19 protein-coding genes are annotated in these 20,559 nt (G+C 64.3%); 7 read left to right on the top strand and 12 right to left on the bottom strand.

All coding sequences use genetic code 11. The features are described 5' to 3' along the window. Position 1: 1 nt before the first annotated feature. Both ACVIYL_RS27045 and ACVIYL_RS27040 read right to left on the bottom strand, forming a co-directional pair. Positions 2–3,082 carry an efflux RND transporter permease subunit gene (locus ACVIYL_RS27045; RefSeq protein WP_456780269.1) on the bottom strand — a complete coding sequence of 1,027 codons (3,081 nt, stop codon included), beginning with the start codon at positions 3,080–3,082 and terminating at the stop codon, positions 2–4. Positions 3,083–3,115: 33 nt separating this feature from the next. Continuing rightward, entirely contained in the window at positions 3,116–4,231 is a 1,116-nt protein-coding gene (locus ACVIYL_RS27040) for an efflux RND transporter periplasmic adaptor subunit (protein ID WP_456780268.1), read from the bottom strand. Positions 4,232–4,362: 131 nt separating this feature from the next. Between ACVIYL_RS27040 and soxR the strand changes: the two genes are divergently transcribed. Further along, on the top strand, positions 4,363–4,839 hold the full coding sequence (gene soxR, locus ACVIYL_RS27035) for a redox-sensitive transcriptional activator SoxR (RefSeq protein ID WP_057018397.1): 477 nt from the start codon (positions 4,363–4,365) through the stop codon (positions 4,837–4,839). A gap of 107 nt (positions 4,840–4,946) precedes the next feature. Next, positions 4,947–5,207 (top strand): GlsB/YeaQ/YmgE family stress response membrane protein, encoded by a 261-nt coding sequence (locus ACVIYL_RS27030; protein ID WP_016843463.1) that lies wholly within the window; start codon positions 4,947–4,949, stop codon positions 5,205–5,207. A 97-nt stretch (positions 5,208–5,304) separates the two neighbouring features. Here the strand turns inward: ACVIYL_RS27030 and purL are convergent, their stop codons facing one another. Further along, positions 5,305–7,536, bottom strand: a complete 2,232-nt coding sequence (gene purL / locus ACVIYL_RS27025) for a phosphoribosylformylglycinamidine synthase subunit PurL (RefSeq protein WP_456780267.1) — start codon at positions 7,534–7,536, stop codon at positions 5,305–5,307. Between the two features lie 173 nt (positions 7,537–7,709). Here purL and ACVIYL_RS27020 point away from each other — a divergent pair, with 173 nt between their 5' ends. The 3 genes from ACVIYL_RS27020 to ACVIYL_RS27010 all read left to right on the top strand — a co-directional run bounded on the left by ACVIYL_RS27020 (position 7,710) and on the right by ACVIYL_RS27010 (position 11,933). Further along, positions 7,710–8,189, top strand: coding sequence for a PaaI family thioesterase (locus ACVIYL_RS27020; protein ID WP_092088532.1), 480 nt, complete (start codon positions 7,710–7,712; stop codon positions 8,187–8,189). A 250-nt stretch (positions 8,190–8,439) separates the two neighbouring features. Beyond that, positions 8,440–10,674 (top strand): alkaline phosphatase family protein, encoded by a 2,235-nt coding sequence (locus ACVIYL_RS27015; RefSeq protein WP_456780266.1) that lies wholly within the window; start codon positions 8,440–8,442, stop codon positions 10,672–10,674. Positions 10,675–10,922: 248 nt separating this feature from the next. Then, positions 10,923–11,933 (top strand): methyltransferase, encoded by a 1,011-nt coding sequence (locus ACVIYL_RS27010; RefSeq protein ID WP_456780265.1) that lies wholly within the window; start codon positions 10,923–10,925, stop codon positions 11,931–11,933. A 14-nt stretch (positions 11,934–11,947) separates the two neighbouring features. On the opposite strand, the gene pstS is transcribed toward ACVIYL_RS27010, so the two are convergent. Then, a complete protein-coding gene (gene pstS, locus ACVIYL_RS27005; RefSeq protein ID WP_253607942.1) occupies positions 11,948–13,009 on the bottom strand; it encodes a phosphate ABC transporter substrate-binding protein PstS in 1,062 nt (353 codons plus the stop codon). 235 nt (positions 13,010–13,244) lie between these two features. Between pstS and ACVIYL_RS27000 the strand changes: the two genes are divergently transcribed. Beyond that, positions 13,245–14,222: a DMT family transporter gene (locus tag ACVIYL_RS27000; protein ID WP_253607941.1), complete on the top strand. Its 978-nt coding sequence runs from the start codon at positions 13,245–13,247 to the stop codon at positions 14,220–14,222. A gap of 42 nt (positions 14,223–14,264) precedes the next feature. Here ACVIYL_RS27000 and ACVIYL_RS26995 read toward each other — a convergent pair whose 3' ends face one another. The 8 genes from ACVIYL_RS26995 to purC all read right to left on the bottom strand — a co-directional run bounded on the left by ACVIYL_RS26995 (position 14,265) and on the right by purC (position 19,860). Next, positions 14,265–14,861 carry an invasion associated locus B family protein gene (locus tag ACVIYL_RS26995; protein WP_456780264.1) on the bottom strand — a complete coding sequence of 199 codons (597 nt, stop codon included), beginning with the start codon at positions 14,859–14,861 and terminating at the stop codon, positions 14,265–14,267. Between the two features lie 248 nt (positions 14,862–15,109). Then, positions 15,110–15,514, bottom strand: coding sequence for a periplasmic substrate-binding domain-containing protein (locus ACVIYL_RS26990; RefSeq protein ID WP_253607939.1), 405 nt, complete (start codon positions 15,512–15,514; stop codon positions 15,110–15,112). Positions 15,515–15,544: 30 nt separating this feature from the next. Then, a complete protein-coding gene (locus ACVIYL_RS26985; RefSeq protein WP_456780263.1) occupies positions 15,545–16,714 on the bottom strand; it encodes an ABC transporter substrate-binding protein in 1,170 nt (389 codons plus the stop codon). 130 nt (positions 16,715–16,844) lie between these two features. Then, positions 16,845–17,807, bottom strand: coding sequence for a tripartite tricarboxylate transporter substrate-binding protein (locus ACVIYL_RS26980; protein ID WP_253609965.1), 963 nt, complete (start codon positions 17,805–17,807; stop codon positions 16,845–16,847). A gap of 63 nt (positions 17,808–17,870) precedes the next feature. Further along, positions 17,871–18,572 (bottom strand): phosphoribosylformylglycinamidine synthase subunit PurQ, encoded by a 702-nt coding sequence (purQ, locus tag ACVIYL_RS26975; RefSeq protein ID WP_057018388.1) that lies wholly within the window; start codon positions 18,570–18,572, stop codon positions 17,871–17,873. After that, positions 18,569–18,823, bottom strand: coding sequence for a hypothetical protein (locus ACVIYL_RS26970; protein ID WP_057018387.1), 255 nt, complete (start codon positions 18,821–18,823; stop codon positions 18,569–18,571). The genes purQ and ACVIYL_RS26970 overlap by 4 nt, the downstream gene beginning before the upstream one ends. 11 nt (positions 18,824–18,834) lie before the next feature. Then, the gene (gene purS / locus ACVIYL_RS26965) at positions 18,835–19,077 is read right to left on the bottom strand and encodes a phosphoribosylformylglycinamidine synthase subunit PurS (RefSeq protein ID WP_057018386.1); all 243 of its coding nucleotides are present in this window, start codon (positions 19,075–19,077) and stop codon (positions 18,835–18,837) included. A 15-nt stretch (positions 19,078–19,092) separates the two neighbouring features. After that, on the bottom strand, positions 19,093–19,860 hold the full coding sequence (gene purC, locus ACVIYL_RS26960; protein WP_016843454.1) for a phosphoribosylaminoimidazolesuccinocarboxamide synthase: 768 nt from the start codon (positions 19,858–19,860) through the stop codon (positions 19,093–19,095). 349 nt (positions 19,861–20,209) lie between these two features. On the opposite strand from purC, the gene ACVIYL_RS26955 reads away from it, so the two are divergent. Continuing rightward, positions 20,210–20,533, top strand: a complete 324-nt coding sequence (locus ACVIYL_RS26955) for a DUF1476 domain-containing protein (RefSeq protein ID WP_057018385.1) — start codon at positions 20,210–20,212, stop codon at positions 20,531–20,533. The last annotated feature ends 26 nt before the right edge of the window (positions 20,534–20,559 follow it).

Raw genomic sequence — 20,559 nt, 5'->3', positions numbered from 1 at the left:
CCTACGCAGCGATCTCGCCCCTCGCCGCCACGCTTTCCAGCCGCGGGGCGGCCGCGGCGCGATGGTCGCGGGCGATCAGGATGTAGAAGGTCGGCAGCACGAACAGCGTGAACAGCGTGCCGATCAGCATGCCCATCACCACGACGATGCCGATGGCGAAGCGGCTCGCGGCGCCGGCGCCGTCGGCATAGAGCAGCGGGGCAAGGCCCGCGACCATCGCGGCTGTCGTCATCAGCACCGGCCGCATCCGCACCGCGGCCGCCTTCTGGATCGCGGCGACCCGGTCGAGCCCTTCGTGGTGCTGGATCTCGTTGGCAAAGCTCACCATCAGGATGCCGTGCTTGGAGATCAGCCCGATCAGGGTGACGAGGCCGATCTGGGTGTAGATGTTCAGCGTGGTGAAGCCGAAATACAGCGGCAGCAGTGCGCCGCAGACCGCCAGCGGCACCGTGACCATGATCACCAGCGGATCGCGAAAACTTTCGAACTGCGCCGCCAGCACCAGGAAGATCACGATCAGCGCCATGCCGAAGGTGACGATGAGACGGTTGCCCTCCTGGACATATTGCCGGCTGTCCGACAGCCAGTCGACGGTCATCCCCGGCGACAGCTTCTGCGCCTGCATGAACGACACCGCCTGCCCCATGGTGACGCCGGGCCTCAGCACCGCCGAGATCGTCGCCGCGTTCATCTGATTGAACTGCGGCAGCCGGTTCGGCTCCGGCTTGACGTTGACCTTGATCACCGTCGACAGCGGAAACATCTGCCCCGAGCTCGAACGGACGTTGAAGTTTCCGAGCCCTTCCGGCGTGACCCGGTCGGCCTGGCGCACCTGCGGGATCACCTCGTAGGAGCGTTCAAAGAAATTGAAGCGGTTGACATAATTCTCGCCGACCAGCACCGCGAGAGTGTCGGCGATGGTCTGCATGCTGACGCCGGCCTCGGCCGCCTTGGCGTGATCGATGGTGATCCGCGCGGTCGGGCTGTCGAAGGCAAGATCGCTGTCGACGAAGGCGAACAGCCCGCTCTTCCATGCGGCCCCCTTCAGCGTCTCGACCTCCTGATAGATGGTGGCGAAATCGCCGGCCGAGCGCACCACCATCTGAAACGGCAGGCCGCCGGTCGCCGCCGGCAGCGCCGCCGGCTGGAACGGCGTCACGCTGGCGCCGAGCACGCCGTAGGACATGCCGTAGAGCTGGTTCTGGATGTCGTTGGCCGAGCGCTTGCGCTTGTCCCAATCGGTCAGGGTGATGCCGCCGAAGGCATGGTTCTGCCCGTCGGTACCGTTGATGAACCAGCTCGCATGGTATTCGGGAAACGAGCGAAACAGCTGCTCGATCTGGTCGGAGGAGCGCGTGGTGTAATCGACGCTGGCATATTGCGGCGCGCGGAGCACGGTGAACACATAGCCCTGGTCCTCGGAGGGCGCGAGCTCGCGCTGGCTGCCGAGGAACAGCACCACGATCGCCGCCAGCACGCCGAATGCCACCAGCAGCACCGCTGCGCGCATCTTGAGCGTCGCGGCCAGCAGCCGGCCATAGCCACGCGACAGCCTTGAGAACTGATGCTCGACAAAACGGGCAAATCGGCCGTGCGAGGTGGCTTCGCCGAGCAGCTGCGCGCTCATCATCGGCGACAAGGTCAGGGCGATGACGCCCGAGACCACCACCGAGCCCGCCAGTGTGAAGGCGAACTCGCGGAACAGGCTGCCGGTCAGGCCACCCATGAGGCCGATCGGCGCATAGACCGCGGCGAGCGTGATCGTCATCGCGATCACGGGACCGATGATCTCGCGCGCGCCAATCAAGGCGGCGTCGCCGGGGCTCCGCCCTTCCTCGATGTGACGATGGATGTTCTCCACCACCACGATGGCGTCGTCGACCACGAGCCCGATCGCCAGCACCATCGCGAGCAGGGTCAGCAGATTGATCGAGAAGCCGAGCGCCAGCATCATCGCGGCGGTGCCGACCAGCGACAGCGGCACGGTGACCACCGGGATCAGCACGGAGCGGAACGAGCCCAGGAACAGCAGGATCACCACCACCACGATCGCGATGGCCTCGGCCAGCGAATGCTGCACCTCCGATATCGAGGCCTTGACGAAGTGCACGATGTTGAAGACGTCGGCGACCTTCAATCCGGGCGGCGCCACGCGGTTGAGGTCCTCGATCACCTTGGCGGTGGCGGCGACGATCTCCAGGGGATTGCCGTCGGGGGTCGGCTGCACCGCGATGTAGACGGTGGGCCTGCCGCTGTCGCGTGCGTTGGAATCGTAGTTCTCGCCGCCGATCTCGAGGGTGGCGACGTCGCCGAGCCGCACCAGGCCTCCGCCGCCGGCGCCGGTCTTGATCACCATCTTGCGGAAATCGTCGAGATTGCGCAGATCGGTCGCCGCGGTGATGTTGGTGACGGTCATCTCGCCGCGCAGCCGCCCCGGCGCCGCCTGCACGTTGTTGGACCGCAGCGCGGCGGAGATATCGGCCGCGGTCAGCCCGCGTGCCGCGAGCTTGAACGGATCGATCCACACCCGCATCGCCAGCGACGATCCGCCCGAGGTGTCGGCCGACGCCACGCCGGGCACCGAGGTGAGCAGCGGCTGCGCCACGCGGGTCGCGAAGTCGGTGATCTGCGCCGGCGTCAGCGTGTCGCTGGTGAAGGCGATGTACTGCACCGCCGAGGCGCCGTCGGTGATCTTGGTGATGACAGGGTCGAACACGCCGGTCGGCATCCGGTACTTGACCTGCTGCACCTTGGCGAGCACCTCGGTCATGGCGCGGTCGGCATTGGCGTTGAGCACCAGCTTGGCCTTGATCTGGCTGAGGCCAAGCGTCGAGTTCGAGGTCATGTACTCGATGCCGTTGGCGGTCGCGATCGACTGCGCGATGACGGACGTGACGAAGCCCTGCATCACGTCCTGGGTCGCACCGGGGAACGAGACGTCGACCTGGATCGTCGCGCTCTCCATGTTGGGATATTGCCGCACCGGCAGCGAGACCATCGCTGCGGTGCCGATCAACAGGATCAGCAGGCTGACGACCGTCGCCAGAATCGGCCGGCGGATGAAGATGTCGGTGAAATGCATGATGCTTGCCTTTGGTCGCCTACCGCTCGCGGGTCAGCGCCCCTTCTCCGGCGTCTCCGCCATGGTCGTCTGGACGGCCGCGCCGGGCATGACGCGGAGCTGGCCCGCGGTGACGATGTGATCGCCGGGCGCAAGCCCCTGCTCCACCACGACACGCTCGCCGATCCGTTGCCCGGTCTTCACGGCGACGCCGACCGCCTTGTTGTCGCGCACCACAAGCACGCTCTCGCCGGATGCGCTGGTCTGGATCGCGGTGACCGGCACCACGATGGCGTCGGCCTGCGGCGGCAGCACGACGTTCACCATCACGAAGAGGCCCGGCCGCAGCAGCCGGTCGGGATTAGGAAACAGGGCTTGCACGAGGACATTGCGGGTGTCCTCGGCGACCTGCGGTTCGATGGCGTTGATCTTGGCCTCGAACACCCGATCGGGGAAAGCATCGGTACGGATCGTCACCGCGCCTCCGACCTTCAGATTTGACAGGCGCTGCTGCGGAACGGTGAAATTGGCATAGAGCTGGTCGAGCGCGGTCAGCGTCGCGAGCGCATCGCCGGCATTGACGTATTGGCCGAGATTGACCTTGCGCAGACCGACCTGGCCCGCGAACGGCGCGCGGATCGTCATCTGCGCGATCTGGGCATCGAGCTGATCGAGCGAGGCGTCGGCCTGCTTCAGATCCTCCTGCCGCTGCTGCAGCGTCTCCTGGGTCACGAAGCCGGACGGAGCGAGGCCCTGCGAACGCTTCTCCTGCAATTGCGCGAAACGTCCCTTGGAGACCGCAACCGCACGCGCGGAGCGCAGCGGCGCGTCATAGAGCTGCACCAGCGGCGCGCCCTCGGCGACATCGATGCCGGCATCGAAATTGATCGCGGTGACGCGGCCGGCAACCTCGGGCGCCAGAATCACCTGACGCACCGCCTGCAGCGAACCGATCGCCTCGATCGAGCGCGGCAAGGTTTCGGTCCGCACCACCATCGCCGCGACCGGCGTCGGCGGGGCTTCGGCGGTGGGCTTGGCCGAGGCGCTGGATCCGCCTGCGCGCCAGGCAAACAAGCCGGCCGCGGCACAGGCGAGCAACAGAACGGTGATGCCGAACGGCCTGGCACGAAGCCCGAGCCAGCGGCGCGACGAAAATGATGCGGACGGCATATTGCTTCCAAGAACGAACCCCGGCGTGTCGGCCGGAAGCTTGCCCCTGCAAGCCCGCAACTGATATAGAACCTCAAGTATGGTTGAGGTCAAGGCTGGGAGCTTGCAGGACTTCTAATCCAGGATTTGCAATGACGCTTGCGCAGGAGCTTTCAGTCGGCGAGGTGGCGCGGCGCAGCGGACTTGCCGTCTCCACCCTTCACTTCTACGAGAGCAAGGGACTGATCGCGAGCCGCCGCACCGGCGGCAACCAGCGCCGCTACATGCGCGGGGTGCTGCGGCGGATCGCGGTGATCAGGATCGCGCAGCGCGCCGGGATCCCGCTGGAAGAGATCAGGCAGACCTTCGCCGCGATCCCGCTCGATCGCGCGCCGACCGTGCGCGAATGGGAGCGCGCGATGCGGGCCTGGACCGAGACGCTGGAGCAGCGCATCAACGATCTCACCGACCTCCGCGACAAGCTGTTCAACTGCATCGGCTGCGGCTGCCTGTCGGTGACCGATTGCCCGCTGCGCAACTGCGACGACAAGCTCGGCGCCCAGGGGCCGGGCCCGCGCATCCTGATCACCGCAGCCGAACGCCGGGCACGGCGCAAGCGGCGGGGCTGACGGCATTTTCGCGGCCGACAAGTTGCGCACAACCTGCCTTTGGTCACATCCCGCCAGGTGATTCTCAGGTATGCTGGCCGGACTGCTTGACCCTAGGGAGTCCTGAGATGAACGACCCTCAAGTTGGATGGATCGCCGCCATCATCGTCGGCGGACTGGCGGGCTGGCTCGCCGAGATGTTCATGAAATCCGGAACCGGCATCTTCATGAATATCATCCTCGGCATTGTCGGCGCCGCGCTGGCGAACTGGCTGTTGGGTCTGCTCGGCGTATCGCTCGGCGGAGGCTGGCTCAGCTATCTCGTCGCCGGCTTCATCGGCGCCTGCATCATCATCTTTGCCTGGCGCGCGGTCCGCGGCGCGACATAAGGCATGATCCGAAGGGATCACGTTCGGAATAGAAATGGCGCGATGATGGGTTCATCGCGCCATTGAATCGTTGCTCGCGGCGCCTGATCCAGCCGGATCAGGCGGCAGTGCCGTGCATGTAGTTCGGCAGCCAGTGCTCGAAGGCGCGCGACAGGCTTTCGACCGCAACCGGCGACTCCCCAGCCACCGCAATCGCGTCGCCGCCGGTGGTGCCGATGCGCGCGCAGGGCACGCCGGCGCCCTTCATCTTGGCCAGCACGAGGCCTGCGTCGGCGGCCGGCACGGTGACGATGTAGCGGGCCTGATCCTCGCCGTACCAGTAGGCATGCGGCACGATCGAGGATGGCGCCGCCATGAGCTGCGCGCCGATGCCGCTGGCGATCGCCATCTCGGCGAGCGCGATCAAAAGACCGCCGTCGGAGACGTCGTGCACCGCGGTCGCGGTGCCGGCATGGATCATGCCGCGCACCACGTCGCCATTGCGCTTCTCGGCGGCGAGATCGACCGGCGGCGGAGCGCCCTCCTCGCGGCCGCAGACGTCGCGCAGATAGACCGACTGGCCGAGCCAGCCCTGCGTGTCGCCAACCAGAAGGATCGCCTCGCCGGCCGCCTTGAACGCCAGGGTCGCGGACTTGGTGAAGTCGTCGAGCAGGCCGACGCCGCCGATCGAGGGCGTCGGCAGGATGCCGCGGCCGTTGGTCTCGTTGTAGAGCGAGACGTTGCCGGACACGACCGGGAAGTCCAGCGCGCGGCAGGCCTCCGAAATGCCCTTCAGGCAGCCGACGAACTGGCCCATGATCTCGGGCCGCTCCGGATTGCCGAAGTTGAGATTGTCGGTGATCGCGAGCGGCCGGCCGCCGACCGCAGTGATGTTGCGCCAGGCTTCCGCGACCGCCTGCTTGCCGCCCTCGAACGGATCGGCCTCGCAATAGCGCGGCGTGACGTCGACGGTGAGCGCAAGGCCCTTCGGTCCGTCCTCGACGCGAACCACCGCGGCATCGCCGCCGGGGCGCTGCATGGTATTGCCGAGGATGACGTGGTCGTACTGCTCCCACACCCAGCGCTTCGAGCACAGCTCGGGCGTGCCGATCAGCTTTTCCAGCGCCTCCGCGATGCCGAGCGGCGGCTTGACGTCCTGCCCGCGGATCACCGGCAGCGCATTCGAGGCGACGTGCGGACGGTCGTAGACCGGCGCCTCGTCACCGAGCTCCTTGATCGGCAGATCGGCCATCACGTCGCCAGCATGCTTGACGACGAAGCGCTTGGTCGGCGTCGTGTAGCCGACGATGGCGAAATCGAGCCCCCATTTGCGGAAGATCGCCTCGGCCTCTTTTTCCTTCTCAGGCTTCAGCACCATGAGCATGCGCTCCTGGCTCTCCGAGAGCATCATCTCGTAGGCGCTCATGCCGGTCTCGCGGGTCGGCACCGCGCTGAGGTCGAGCTCGACGCCGAGATCGCCCTTGGCGCCCATCTCGACCGCCGAGCAGGTCAGGCCCGCCGCGCCCATGTCCTGGATCGCGATCACGCAACCCTTTTCCATGATCTCGAGGCAGGCTTCCAGCAAGAGCTTCTCGGCGAAGGGATCGCCGACCTGCACGGTCGGGCGCTTCTCCTCGGAGGCGTCGTCGAATTCGGCCGAGGCCATCGAGGCGCCGTGGATGCCGTCGCGGCCGGTCTTGGAGCCGAGATAGACGATCGGCATGTTCACGCCGGAGGCCGCCGCGTAGAAGATCTTGTCGGCGTCGGCGAGGCCGACCGCCATGGCGTTGACCAGGATGTTGCCGTCATAGCGGGTGTGGAAACGCACCTGGCCGCCGACCGTCGGCACGCCGAAGGAATTGCCATAGCCGCCGACGCCCGCGACCACGCCGGACACCAGATGCCGGGTCTTGGGATGCTCGGGCGCACCGAAGCTCAGCGCGTTCAGGCAGGCGATCGGCCGCGCGCCCATGGTGAAGACGTCGCGCAGGATGCCACCGACGCCGGTGGTCGCGCCCTGGTAGGGCTCGATGTAGCTCGGGTGATTGTGGCTCTCCATCTTGAAGACCACGGCCTGCCCGTCGCCGATGTCGATCACGCCGGCATTCTCGCCGGGGCCCTGGATCACCCAGGGGGCCTTGGTCGGCAGCCCGCGCAGATGGATGCGCGACGACTTGTACGAGCAATGCTCGTTCCACATCGCCGAGAAGATGCCGAGTTCTGTGAAGGTCGGAACCCGCCCGATCAGCTTCAGGATGCGCTCGTACTCGTCCGGCTTCAGCCCGTGGGCGGCGACGAGTTCGGGGGTGATTTGGGGCTCGTTCTTGGGGTCGTTCTTGGGCGCGTTCATGGGACCCTTAATAGGTAGATAGAACGGGGGCGAAAAGGCCTTTTAGGGCCCATTTCCGGCCTGTCCAGAGCTTTGCGGCAGCTGACCGCGGCCCGGGATCTGCTCCCGGGATTTGCACAATGGGGATGGATCGGATTTAAGGACCCGAACCCGATAATTGAAGGCCATATTTCGTGAACGAGCTCGCCAAAACTGCATTCAACCGCCGCCCCGACCTGCACGTCGAAACCGAGGGCGAATTCGCCGGCTGGCGAACCTGGACCCGGGACAATTTCGAGACCCATACCGGCCCGTTTTACCACCGCATGGACGAGAACGGCCGCATCACCTGCGCGTTCCGGGTCGGCAAGAAGCATCTCAACGGCTCCGGCAACGTCCACGGCGGCTGCTTCATGACCTTCGCGGATTACTGCCTGTTCGCGCTCGCCGGCTCGGTGCTGCAGGGCCCCGGCGTCACGGTGTCGTTCGCCTCGGAATTCCTCGACGCCGCCCGCGAGGGCGACCTGATCGAGTGCACCGGCGAGGTCACCCGCGCCGGCATGTCGCTGATCTTCGTGCGGGGCATGCTGACATCGGCGGAGCGGCCGCTGTTCACCTTCTCCGGCACCATCAAGCGGGTGAAGCGCAGGACGCCGGCGCAGGCAACGGCGTAAAGCGTGTGACGTCTGTGGACGCACGCCGTCATCCAGCCGTTACATCGCCACGGATTGAATCGACAGCACAGCTCTAGCGCGTTGTGTTCACGCGCGTTCTTCGCGTGAGGCAATACGAACTGCGGTTGTGACGCATCGACGCACTGTCGTTGCGTCGTCGCGCGCGCGTCACATGCGCGTCAGGCAAGCCCCCGAAGATTGCTGAACGGTTTCCGTTTGTGCGTTCGCGCAGCGAAGTTGGGGCATTCTCATGAAATTGAAGACGTTCGTTTCCGTTACGACGGCGATGTCGCTTGTCGCATCGCTGGTGTGGACTGCAACTCCGGTGCGCGCCGGTCAAGACGGCGATAATGGTGATCGCGGCGTTGGCGATGCTCGCGGTCATGATCAGGATCAAGACCAGGATCATGACGGCGGTCATCACGGCCGCGAGCCGCGCGTGGTGATGATCTCGCTTGACGGTGCCAAGCCCGATTTCATCCAGAAATTCATCGAGGAAGGCGTACTGCCGCGCGACGGCGGCCTCGCCCGGCTCAGCCGACGCGGCGCAGTGGCGTTGCAGAACGTGACGGCGTCACCGTCGCTCACCGCGGTGTCGCATATTGCCATCGCGACCGGTTCGACGGCGGTCCACAACGACATCCCCTCGAACACGTTCGAGCCGATCGTCGGGCCGATCTCCGGCAGCATCAGCGGCTTTGCGGCGCCGATCGGCGGCTACAGCGAGAATCCGCTCGGGCCGTCGCCGCACCCGACCGCGGTGCCGTTGTGGGTGCAGCTGCGCCAGCAGGGCAAGAAGGTTGTCACGGCGACCTGGCCCGGCGGCGACGGCGCCGACATCTCCATCAACAAGACCGTGGTGCAGCCGGCCCAGCCGACCCGCATCACCGACTTCACGGTCCCGTTCGGCGCGTTCGGCGGCATCGGGGCCCAGGGCTTCTCGCTGTCGCGAGGCGACTTCACGGCCGACCCGAGCATCGTGACGGCGCTGCAGGCTGCCGGCCATTTCTCGTTCAGCCCGGTGCTGGTGACCTCGGCACCGATCGAGACGTTCTCCTGCTCGGCCGCGGCAACCGCGACCTGCACCAATGCCTCGACGCTCGATGTCAAATATTCGATCCGCGTCGCCGCGATCGACACCACCAACGATCGCAAGGTGAACTACGACACGCTGGTGTTCTTCGACGCCAACCGCGGCATCACCGCAGGACCGTTCCACGCGCCGTCGACCGGACCGGCCTATGTCAAGTTCGGCGGCGAGAACGCACCGTTCTTCTTTGAAGGCAGCGGGGCGAAGGTTGGTGCCGCGTACTTCGTCTCTGCGCTGTCTCCCGATCTCTCGGTGGTGCGCTTCGCCCGCTACGGCGCCAATTACATCCCGCGCAATACGCCTGTGCTCGCCGACGTCGACGACATCAACAACAACATCGGGTTCTGGCGTCCGCAGGCCGACTTCCGCATTCCGGAGCGCCTGAGCCCCGGCTTCACCAGCTTCTCCGACGTCGAGATCGAGACGATGTTCGAGGACATGGTGAAGACCTTCGTGCGCTACCAGGCCAATATCGGCGAGCGCGCGATCAAGACCCATCCGGACGCCGACCTCGTCATGGTCTATATCGAGCAGCCCGACGGCTCCGAGCACCAGTTCCTGCTGACCGATCCCCGCCAGGGCACCAACCCGACCGATCCGAATTCGATCGGCGCCAACCAGGATGCTGCCAAGGTCAAGCGCTACGCGTCCTACATCCGTTTCGCCTACCAGACGGCCGACAAGGCGGTGAAGCAGATCGCCGATGCGGCGGGCCGCGACAGCAACGTGATCGTGGTGTCGGACCACGGCTTCGCGCCGTTCCACACCTCGGTCAATCTCACCAACATCCTGCGCAACGCCGGGATCGACACCAGCAAGGTCGGGATCCGCACCTCCGGCCCCGCCGCCGACATCTACATCAACCTGCAGAACCGCGAGCTCGGCGGCACCGTTGATCTGGCGACCTACCGCACCCTGGTGGCGCAGATCACTGACGCGGTGAAGAACGCGGTCGACCCCAATGCCCGCTTCAACTACTCACTCAAGGACCAGCGCATCTTCACCGTCGTCGAGACCCGGCCGCTGCAATGCGACGCCGGAACCGGACAATGCATGAGCAAGACCATCGGCCAGGACTATGGCGACGTGTTCGCGCTGATGGCGCCCGGCTACAATTTCGACGGCATCCAGAACCCTGGCGTCGCGCGCCAGGGCGACGCGCCGTTCAACGCGGCAACCACCATGCTGTCGATGCCGAACTTCTATGGCGCCCACGGTCACGACCCCGAGCTTCCGGTGATGAGCGCGACGTTCATCGCCGCGGGCCCGCAGATCCGCAAGGACTCCGTGGTGCGGCACATGCGCAATATCGACGTGGCGCCGACCATCATGCGGATCCTCGGTTCGGCACCGCAGCAGGTCGACGGCGAGGTGCTGGGCCAGGTCCTGCGCTAGAGCATGGTCCGGCATTTCAGGCACAGCTCACGCGATGGACGCCGGAGCGGCGTCCATCGCTGATTCGTTCTCGCCAATCCTGCGCCACTGGCGTTCACCGAACGGAAGTGTCAAAATCAAATTTATTCGCCGTTATTTGAAATGACGCCGTGGTGAACCCCTGCCACCCTCCCGGCGCACCAGGCCCGAACCAGGGGCGACATGTTCACCCGGCTGCACCAGCAGTGACAACCAATTGGGATCAAGTCATGAGCGCGGCAACACCGGAACATATTATGCAGATTGGTCTGGGCTTTTGGGCGTCCAAAACGCTCTTGAGCGCCGTCGAACTGGGCGTGTTCAGTACGTTGGCCGATGGCCCCGCTGACCTGCCGACGCTGCAAAGGACGCTTGCGTTGCATCAGCGATCGGCCCGCGACTTCCTCGATTCGCTGGTGGCGCTCAGATTGCTTGAGCGCGAGAACGGCATCTACAGCAACACCCCGGACACGGACCTGTATCTCGATCGCGCCAAGCCATCCTACATCGGAGGCATTCTGGAGATGGCGAATGCCCGGCTCTATGGCTTTTGGGGATCGCTCACGGAGGCCCTGCGCAGCGGCGAATTGCAGAACGAGGGCAAGGGCGGAGGAGAAGACTTATTTGCGGCGTTGTATGCCGATCCGGATCGGTTGCGGGGATTTCTGACCGCGATGAGCGCAATAAGCGCGGGTGCGGCGCATGCTATTGCCGGCAAGTTCCCTTGGAGCGAGTACAAGACTTTCATGGATCTCGGTTCGGCTCAGGGCATGGTGCCTGCCACGCTCGCACACGACCATCCGCACCTCACCGGCATCGGCTTCGACCTTCCCGCGGTCAAGCCGGTGTTCGAGGAATTTATCGCTCAGCGCGGGCTGGAGGATCGGGTGCGGTTTCGGCGAGGAAACTTCTTCGAGGACCCGCTGCCGGAGGTTGACGTCATCATCATGGGTCACATCCTTCATGATTGGGACCTTGCCAAGAAACGGGCGCTTCTCGGCAAGGCATTCGATGCGCTTCCGAAAGGTGGCGCAATCATTGTTTATGACGCCATCATCGATGACGATCGCCGCGAAAACGCTTTCGGGCTTCTGATGAGCTTGAATATGCTGATCGAAACCGCCGGTGGGTTTGACTACACAGGCGAAGACTGTCAGGCTTGGATGCGCGACGTCGGATTTTCCCGAACGCGGGTCGAACCGCTCGTTGGCCCGGATTCGATGGTGATCGGATTTAAGTAGCGTATCCGCGTGGTCTACCGATCAGTCCGCTTTCCGGACGCCGCTGCCGACGCCGTAAGCGCCTCGAAATTATGCTGCCAATACTGCTCGATCTGCTCGACCAGCGTGGCCGGCAGGGGAACGTAGTTGAGCAATTGAGCCTGCGGCTTGCCGCTCTGCAATGACCAGCGCAGGAAGTCGATCGCGGTAGCCGACCCGTCGGGCGATTTCGGCTGCTTGTGCATCAGGACGAAGGTCGTGGCCGTGATCGGGTATGCGTCCTCGCCGGGAGCGTTGGTGAGGACCTGGTAAAAATCCTGCGTCGTCGTCCAGTCCGCACTCGACGCCGCAGCCTGGAACGATGCGGCGTCCGGAGTGACGAAATTGCCGGCACTGTTCTGCACCAGACCGAAGGAAATCCGGTCAAGCCGTTGCAGCGCGTAGGCATATTCGAGATAGCCGATCGCCCCGGGAATCAAACTGACGAGCGAGGCGACGCCATCATTACCCTTGCCGCCGAGCCCTACCGGCCACTCGACCGACGAGCCCTCTCCGACGCTTGCCTTCCACTGCGCACTGACCTTCGCAAGATAGTTCGACCAATTGAACGTCGTCCCCGACCCATCGAGGCGATGCACGACGGTGATCGCCGTGCGCGGCAGCTTCAGATCGGGATTGACCGCCTGGATGGCCGGATCGTTCCACGATTTGACCTTGCCGAGATAGATGTCGGCGAGCAGCTGTCCGGTGAACTGGATCTGGCCGGGCTTGACGCCCGCGATGTTGACCACCGGCACGACGCCTCCGATCACGATCGGGAATTGCACCATGCCGAGCCTGTCCAGCTCTTTCGGATCGAGCGGCATATCGCTCGTCCCGAAATCGACGGCGGCCTTCTTGATCAGGCCGACGCCGATGCTCGAGCCCACCGATTGATAGCTGACCGTGTTGCCGGTCTTGGCCTTGTAGGCATCGATCCATTTCGCCATCACAGGCGACACGAAGGTTGAGCCCGCGCCCTTGGTCTCCGCAGCAAAGCATTGCGTTGCGACGACGAGTGCAGTGAAAATGATCGGTAATTTGAAATGCTTCGTCATGCTGTTGAGCCTAGCAGGACGAGCCAGACGCCCGTGTGGGCCAAGTCACAAAACGGTAGCATACGCCGGAGGCGTCGGATTGGCACCCGGACGACGCCAGCCTCAGTCCCACAGACGCAGCCCGCCAATTCCTCCAAGCGGGATATCGGCGTAAATTCAATACCCTAGCCTTGCATCGCGCCGCCGCGCTAGATTGCTGCTTCGCGCGCCAATGCGCGAAGGGAGCCAAATCAAGGTGCCGAAGAGCACAGCGAAAACGGGCGGCGTGACGGCTCCCGAGAAAGTGCCCACCTCGCCCACGCCAGCGCCGGGCGCGCGCGGCTGGCGCGACTATGCGCTGCTGCTGGCGCTCGCCTGCTGCTGGAGCTCTACCTATCCATTGACCAAGATCGGGCTCGGCTCGATCCCGCCGGTGACCTTCATTTCCGCGCGCTCGCTGGTGGCCGCCGCCTTCCTGCTCATCGTGCTGCGCATTCGCGGCATCCGCATCCCGACCGACCTCAAGGCCTGGAAGCTGTTCGCCTTCCAGCAGACCATCAACTCCACGATCCCGTTTTTGGTGATCACCTGGGCGCAGCTTTACGTGCCGGCATCCAACACCGTGGTGCTGGCCTCGACGACGCCGATCTTCGCCTTCCTCATCACCTGGGCGATCACGCGACACGAGCCGGCCTCTCTGCTCAAGCTGGTCGGCGCGATCCTCGGCCTCGCCGGCACGGTCGCGATCATCGGCCTCGACGCACTCTCAGGCTTCGGCAAGGAGATCTTCGCCGAGATCGCGATCCTGCTCGCCACCGTCTCGTTCGCCTGCGCCACGATCTTCGGGCTTCGGCTGTCGGACTATGATCCGATGGTCGTGGCGGCCGGCTCGCTGTTGTTCGGCGGCACCGTGCTGCTGCCGGTCGCCCTGATCGTCGACCATCCCTGGACCCTGCACCCGACGCCGCAGGCGCTGGTCGCCACCGTCGTGATGGGCATCTTCTCCAGCGCGTTCGGCCTGATGCTGTTCTACATGTGCCTGACGCGGCTCGGCACGCTGACGACGAATGCGCAAGGTTATCTTCGCATTCCGATCGGCGTCGCGCTGTCGGTGATCCTGCTCGGGGAATCCGTGCCGTCGAATCTCGCGCTCGGCCTCGTGCTGGTCATGGCCGGCGTCGCCGCGATGACGGTGCCGGGCGAAGCAGTCAAACGGTGGCTGCGCAGGCTTTAGCTGCTGCTCATCGAATCTGACAGACCCGCTATTTGCGGTCGCCTATCTCGCTTCACAGCGCGCTTTGCGCTCCTCTTCGGCGCGCTTCGCACGCTCCGATCTCGCCTGCTTTTCCTCCGCCGAAAGCACCTCCTCGATGACCTTCGTCTCTTGTGCGGGTCCATCGTAGGCATCAGCGAATCCGGCGAGCGGCACGGTCAGGCTGATCGGCGAATTGGCCTTATCGAAGGCTTCCAGAGTGAGCGCATGCGCTTGCTTGAGCTGGTCGACCATTTCCGGTCCGGCGTCGTAGTCAGCCGTGCAACCGTAGGCAAAGCAGCCCGCGTAGGGCCGCTCAATCGCTTGTCCCTGATCGATAATGATCCGAACACCACGTTCGACTATCACCCGGGTCGGCAAGAAAACGCGCAACGTCTTCCTGGAATCTCCGGTGCGCGCGATCAGCGCGGCTGCCACGACTGCCCCGCAGTCTATGTTCTCTATCTTCGATCGCCCCTCTCGCCCGACAATGCAGGTGTCGGCTATGCAGAACTTCGTCCAGGGGGGATAAGTCAACGTAGCCTGTTCGCCGGCTGCTGGGCCGGCAACCAGCCAAGCAAGCGCCATGCCGGCGCAGCAACGCAAGATCACACGGCGCATGGCCGCTTTCCCCGATCAGACCTGAACTCAGGCTCGTCGCGGACTGTGTCCGCATCAGGGCGTTGCACGCCGCAGAAATGCTACTTCTTGTCGTCCTTCGCAACGTCGCGGGTCACGAGTTGCTGCAGCACCTCGGCGCGCGAGTTCATTGGCGTCGGGTACGACCGTCGACAGGTCGACGAATCGCTTCTTCACCGCTTCGCTCGCACTCGGGCGCAGCCATGCGGGCGACGATGCTGGATCCCGGCTTATTGCACGCTGACCAGCGTGAGGTCGACGAACCACGATTGGGGCGACACAAAACCCTTCACCTTCGGACTCATCGCGCGAGGGTTCAGATCGTGGACAATATAGAGCCAGGGCGGATCGTCGACGAGGCGCTCATGCGCCTTGCGGTAAGCCGCCGAGATCACTTTCGGATCGGTCGCTTCCGAAATCGTCTTGAGTGCGGCTTCGAACTCGTCGTCCTTCCATTGCTCGAAATTGAAACCGTTCGGTGAAAAATTGGCGGCCAGGAAATAGCGCGCCATCACGCCGGCGTCCGACGAAGGCGAGCTGATATTGAGCGCCATGGCGCCGCGCAAAGTTGGGCTGTCGGGCGTGGCCCGGGCCGCCGTCAGAAGCACCTGCCACTCGATGACGTCGAATTCCACATCGACCCCGCAGGCTTCCTTCAGGTTCTGCTACAGGAATTCGTTCATCGGCAGGGGCAGCATCTGCCCCGAGCCTGAATTCGAGATCAGCACCTTGAACGCCAATGGCTTCGCCGACGTGTAACCCGCCTCGGCAAGCAGCGCCTTGCCCTTGGTCGGATCGAACTTGTAGTGATTGACCGGCGCGCCGAAATCGGGATCGCTGGCCTTGAGCCAGCCGACCGACGGCTCTGCGGTCCCGTTGAGCAGGGACACCAGCCCGTCCCGATCGATGCAGTAGTTCAGGGCCTGGCGAACCCTGACGTCCTTGAACGGGCTGTTGGCGGCGCCGATGTTGTAGAACCACGGCCAGACATGCGGATAGGAGCCGGTGGTAATGGTGAAGCCGGCGGATTTCAGCGAGTCGACGCCATCGGCCGGCGGCACTTCGATCCAGTCGACCTGGCCGGCACGCAAGGCGGCCAGCCGCGAATTGGCCTCGGGGATCGGCAGCAACACGACATTGTCGACCTTTGCTGTCTTGCTCGTGTCCCAATACTTGTCCCAACGCGCCAGATCTGCCTCTTGCCGCGGCACAATCCTGGTGATGCGGAACGGCCCGGTGCCGGCAGCCGGCAACGTCGCGACCTTGGCCCAGTCGCGGCCGGCCTTTTCGAATGAGGCGGGCGAGGTGAACAGAAGATAGACCGCCATATAGGGAAAATAGGATGCCGGCTTCGTCGTCGAGATCGCCACCGTTGCGTCATCGATCTTCCGGTAACTGCCCATCACCGGGACCCGCGCCCGCGACATCGCCGAACTCGGCGGCTCAAATTGCGGGCTCTCGCTGTTGAAGTAGCGATCGAGATTCCAGATCACGGCATCGGCATTGAAATCGGTACCATCGTGGAATTTGACGTCCTGGCGCAGATGGAAAATCCAGGTCTTGTTGTCGACCGGGTCCTGTTCCCATTTCTCCGCGAGTCCGGGACGCAAAGTCGCCAAGCGGTCGGTTCCGCTCAGATTCCACAGCACCAAACCTTCAAAGATCGGATAACCGAGAAAGCGCATGCCTTCGAAGCCGTTATTCGGCAGCCCGGTGGCCGTCGGGATATCGGACGCCGTCATGGCGATGCGCAACGTGGTCTCGGCCATCGCCCAATGCGACCACAGCAGCGCGCATAGGAACGCAATCGTGCAGTGAGCCTTGCGAATGAGCATGATGCGCTCCCGTCCTGATCGATCGGGAGATCACCAGCAAATTTCAGGCCAGTCTGGCGAGCGGCTGACGCAAGGCTCGCCGCCTCGGCGACCGCGTCGAGGGCAGAGCCAACGCAGCGACGATGACCCTCTACTTCTTATCGTCCGCCAGCAGCGTGCGGTATTTCGCGACGTCGCGGGTCACGAGCTGCTGCAGCGCCTCGGGCGCGAGCTCATTGGCGTCGGGGGCGACGGTAGACAGGTCGGCGAAGCGCTTCTTCACCGCCTCGCTCGCAACCGCGGTGCGCGCGGCGGCGTTGAGCTTGGCGATGATCTCGGGCGGTGTGCCCTTCGGCGCGAACAGGCCGTTCCAGCCCTGCGCCTCGAACTCGGGCAGTCCGGCCTCGGCCGAGGTCGGCAGTTCCGGCAGCGAGGCCAGCCGCACGGTCGAGCCAACGACGACCGCTTTCACCAGCTTGTCGTCGATCGCCTGCGACACCGAGGCCGCGGCATCGCAGACGCCGTCGATCTGGCTGCCGATCGCGTCCGTCAGCGCAAGCGCTGCGCCGCGATAGCCGACCAGCTGCACGTCGATGCCGGCGGCATGAACAAAGCTCTTGCAGATCAGGTAATTCGAGGAGCCCACGCCGGCATGGCCGAGATTGACCTTGCCCGGATTGTTCCTGGCGTAGTCGATGAATTCCTTGAGGTCCTTGGCCGGAAAATCCTTGCGCAGCGCGACGATGCCGAAGGTCTTGGCGACCACGGCGATCGGCGCGAAGGAGTCAGGCATAAACGGCAGCTTCGGATAGATCGTGTAGGTCGCGGCGTTGGTGCCGGCATTGCCGATCGCGATGGTGTAGCCGTCCGGCTCGGCGCGCGCGGCGCGGGCGAGCGCGGTCGAGCCGCCGGCGCCGCCGACATTCTCGATGATGATGCTCTGGCCGAGCGCAGCGCTCATCTGGTCGGCGACCGCGCGGGCGATCACGTCGGAGGTGCCGCCGGCCGTGAACGGCACGATCATCGTGATCGGACGCTTCGGGAAGTCCTGGGCGTAGGCCGACGTCGCAAGCACAAGCGCCGCAGCCGCGGCAACGCACCACCGCCGCAGCATTTTATTCTGACGCGTTTTCTTCACGCGAACCGGTCCCCACTTCGCTCGAAAACGCTATGGTGATTACGCCGCCTTTTCGAACTGCTGGACCAGGCCTGCGAACAGGCCGCGGCCGTCGGTGCAGCCCATGATCTCTTCGACGTGGTTTTCGGGATGCGGCATCATGCCGAGCACGTTGCCGCGCTCATTGACGATGCCGGCGATCGAATGCGCGGCGCCGTTCAGATTGGAGGCCTCGTCGACCACGCCCTCCGGCGAGCAGTAGCGGTACAGCACCCGCCCGTCGCCTTCGAGCCGCTTCAGCGTCTCTTCGTCCGCCTCGTAATTGCCTTCGCCGTGAGCCACCGGCACGCGGATCACCTGGCCGGCATTGTAGCCGCGGGTGAACGGCGTGTCGGAACGCTCGACGCGCATATGCACGTCGCGGCAGATGAACTTCAGCCCGGCATTGCGCATCAGCACGCCCGGTAGCAGCCCCGACTCGCAGAGGATCTGGAAGCCATTGCAGACGCCGAGCACGAGCCCGCCCTTGGCGGCGAAGTCGCGCACCGCGTCCATCACCGGCGCGCGCGCTGCGATCGCGCCGCAGCGCAGGTAATCGCCATAGGAGAAGCCGCCGGGCACCACCACGAGGTCCGTGCCTTTGGGCAGCGCGGTCTCGGCGTGCCAGACCATCGCGGTCTCATTGCCGGATGCGAGCTTGAGCGCGCGCGCCATGTCGCGCTCGCGGTTGATGCCGGGGAAGACGAGGACGGCTGATTTCATGGAGTTGGTACTTCGTTCAATTCGAGACGTGTCTCTATGCGGTCAAGACGCCCTTCGTGGCGAACCAGCGTCGCGTGAATACCGGAAATCTCCTGGAACACGCCGGTAATTTCCTGGCGGATACCATTCTGAGACGTTCGCGATGCCTGCATTTCCTGCTTCAACTCATCGATCTTGCCGTCGACCTGAGCCAAACGCGCCTGGACCGATTTCATCACTTCGAACATCAGCTCCATCGTCACGTCGGCCATTTGCTCGCCCCTTACGCCTTCAGTTCGATGGCATAATTCTCGATCACGGTATTCGCCAACAACTTGTCGGCGGCGGCCTTCAGCGCCGCTTCCGCCTTGGCCTTGTCGGTCGCGGCGAGCTCGATGTCGAACACCTTGCCCTGGCGAACGCTGGCGACGCCGTCGACGCCGAGCGATTTCAGCGCACCCTCGATCGCCTTGCCCTGCGGATCGAGGATGCCCGACTTCAATGTCACAGTCACACGTGCCTTCACGGTCGTCCCTTCACCTTAGCTCTTCACCAGCACCGGGCCGCTACCGGCCGGCCGCTCGTTTTCAATCAGAATGCCGAGCCGCTTGGCGACCTCGGTGTAGGCCTCGAGCAGGCCACCCAGATCCCTGCGGAAACGGTCCTTGTCGAGCTTCTCGTTCGACTTGATGTCCCACAGCCGGCAGGAGTCCGGCGAGATCTCGTCGGCGACGATGATCCGCATCATCTCGTTCTCGAACAGCCGTCCGCACTCCATCTTGAAGTCGACGAGGCGGATGCCGATGCCGAGGAAGAGGCCGGTCAGGAAGTCGTTGACGCGGATGGCCAGCGCCATGATGTCGTCGATCTCCTGGGGCGTCGCCCAGCCGAAGGCGGTGATGTGCTCTTCCGACACCATGGGGTCGTTGAGCTGGTCGTTCTTGTAATAGAACTCGATGATCGAGCGCGGCAGCTGGGTGCCCTCCTCGATCCCGAGCCGCTGCGACAGCGAGCCGGCGGCGACGTTCCGCACCACCACCTCGAGCGGCACGATCTCGACCTCGCGAATCAGCTGCTCGCGCATGTTGAGGCGGCGGATGAAGTGGGTCGGCACCCCGATGTCGTTGAGGTGCTGAAACAGGTACTCCGAAATCCGGTTGTTGAGGACGCCCTTGCCCTCGATCACCTGGTGTTTCTTGGCGTTGAACGCGGTCGCGTCGTCCTTGAAGTGCTGGATCAGGGTTCCCGGCTCGGGGCCTTCGTAAAGCACCTTGGCCTTGCCTTCATAAATACGGCGTCGACGGCTCATTGGGATGTACCGTGTTTTGTTGAAATCCATGGATTTGGGTGCTCCGGATGACTTGGGGTTACGACCCACGACGGAGCTGCCGCGGAGGCCTGGAACCTGGGCAATCCAACTGGAAACAGAACAAGAACCATGCCTGTTGGCAACCTATCCGATTGGCCCATCCAGCACAATCGATAGTGCCCCCTTGAGGGCACTTATACCGCCCTATCATAAAGGGCCGATTCCGCCAGTTTTGCCTGCGGCTTAACGGCTCGTTGTCTTGCCGATTCCTCCCACCTATCTAGGCAGGCATCGGGGTTGCCGCAACGCGCGGCGGCCCTCATTCAGCAAGGGAATTGGAACTTCAGCCATGAGCGAATTCAACAAACGCGAGGAAGGTTTCGAGAAGAAGTTCGCCCTCGACGAGGAGCAGAAGTTCAAGGCTGAAGCCCGCCGGAACAAGCTGCTTGGCCTGTGGGCCGCCGAGAAGCTCGGCATCACGGGCGATGCCGCCAGCGCCTATGCCAAGGAAGTGGTCGCCGCCGACTTCGAGGAAGCCGGCGACAACGACGTGCTGCACAAGGTTCTGAAGGACCTCTCCGCCAAGGACCAGGCCGTCACCGAGCGCGATATCCGCGCCAAGATGGACGAGCTGCTGGCGGTGGCCGCGGCCCAGGTCAAGGCGGGAAGCTGAGTTCCCGGTACACCCTACCAAGTCGA

The sequence above is a fragment of the Bradyrhizobium sp. USDA 3315 genome (assembly GCF_054056795.1).
This window is presented reverse-complemented; position numbering and strand designations above follow the sequence as displayed.

What these genes read in the sequence shown, in the direction of transcription:
- ACVIYL_RS27045 (WP_456780269.1), bottom strand. Translation starts at nt 3,082, where the DNA reads ATGCATTTCACCGACATCTTCATCCGCCGGCCGATTCTGGCGACGGTC.
- ACVIYL_RS27040 (WP_456780268.1), bottom strand. Translation starts at nt 4,231, where the DNA reads ATGCCGTCCGCATCATTTTCGTCGCGCCGCTGGCTCGGGCTTCGTGCC.
- soxR (WP_057018397.1), top strand. Translation starts at nt 4,363, where the DNA reads ATGACGCTTGCGCAGGAGCTTTCAGTCGGCGAGGTGGCGCGGCGCAGC.
- ACVIYL_RS27030 (WP_016843463.1), top strand. Translation starts at nt 4,947, where the DNA reads ATGAACGACCCTCAAGTTGGATGGATCGCCGCCATCATCGTCGGCGGA.
- purL (WP_456780267.1), bottom strand. Translation starts at nt 7,536, where the DNA reads ATGAACGCGCCCAAGAACGACCCCAAGAACGAGCCCCAAATCACCCCC.
- ACVIYL_RS27015 (WP_456780266.1), top strand. Translation starts at nt 8,440, where the DNA reads ATGAAATTGAAGACGTTCGTTTCCGTTACGACGGCGATGTCGCTTGTC.
- ACVIYL_RS27010 (WP_456780265.1), top strand. Translation starts at nt 10,923, where the DNA reads ATGAGCGCGGCAACACCGGAACATATTATGCAGATTGGTCTGGGCTTT.
- pstS (WP_253607942.1), bottom strand. Translation starts at nt 13,009, where the DNA reads ATGACGAAGCATTTCAAATTACCGATCATTTTCACTGCACTCGTCGTC.
- ACVIYL_RS26995 (WP_456780264.1), bottom strand. Translation starts at nt 14,861, where the DNA reads ATGCGCCGTGTGATCTTGCGTTGCTGCGCCGGCATGGCGCTTGCTTGG.
- ACVIYL_RS26985 (WP_456780263.1), bottom strand. Translation starts at nt 16,714, where the DNA reads ATGCTCATTCGCAAGGCTCACTGCACGATTGCGTTCCTATGCGCGCTG.
- ACVIYL_RS26980 (WP_253609965.1), bottom strand. Translation starts at nt 17,807, where the DNA reads ATGCTGCGGCGGTGGTGCGTTGCCGCGGCTGCGGCGCTTGTGCTTGCG.
- purQ (WP_057018388.1), bottom strand. Translation starts at nt 18,572, where the DNA reads ATGAAATCAGCCGTCCTCGTCTTCCCCGGCATCAACCGCGAGCGCGAC.
- ACVIYL_RS26970 (WP_057018387.1), bottom strand. Translation starts at nt 18,823, where the DNA reads ATGGCCGACGTGACGATGGAGCTGATGTTCGAAGTGATGAAATCGGTC.
- purC (WP_016843454.1), bottom strand. Translation starts at nt 19,860, where the DNA reads ATGAGCCGTCGACGCCGTATTTATGAAGGCAAGGCCAAGGTGCTTTAC.
- ACVIYL_RS26955 (WP_057018385.1), top strand. Translation starts at nt 20,210, where the DNA reads ATGAGCGAATTCAACAAACGCGAGGAAGGTTTCGAGAAGAAGTTCGCC.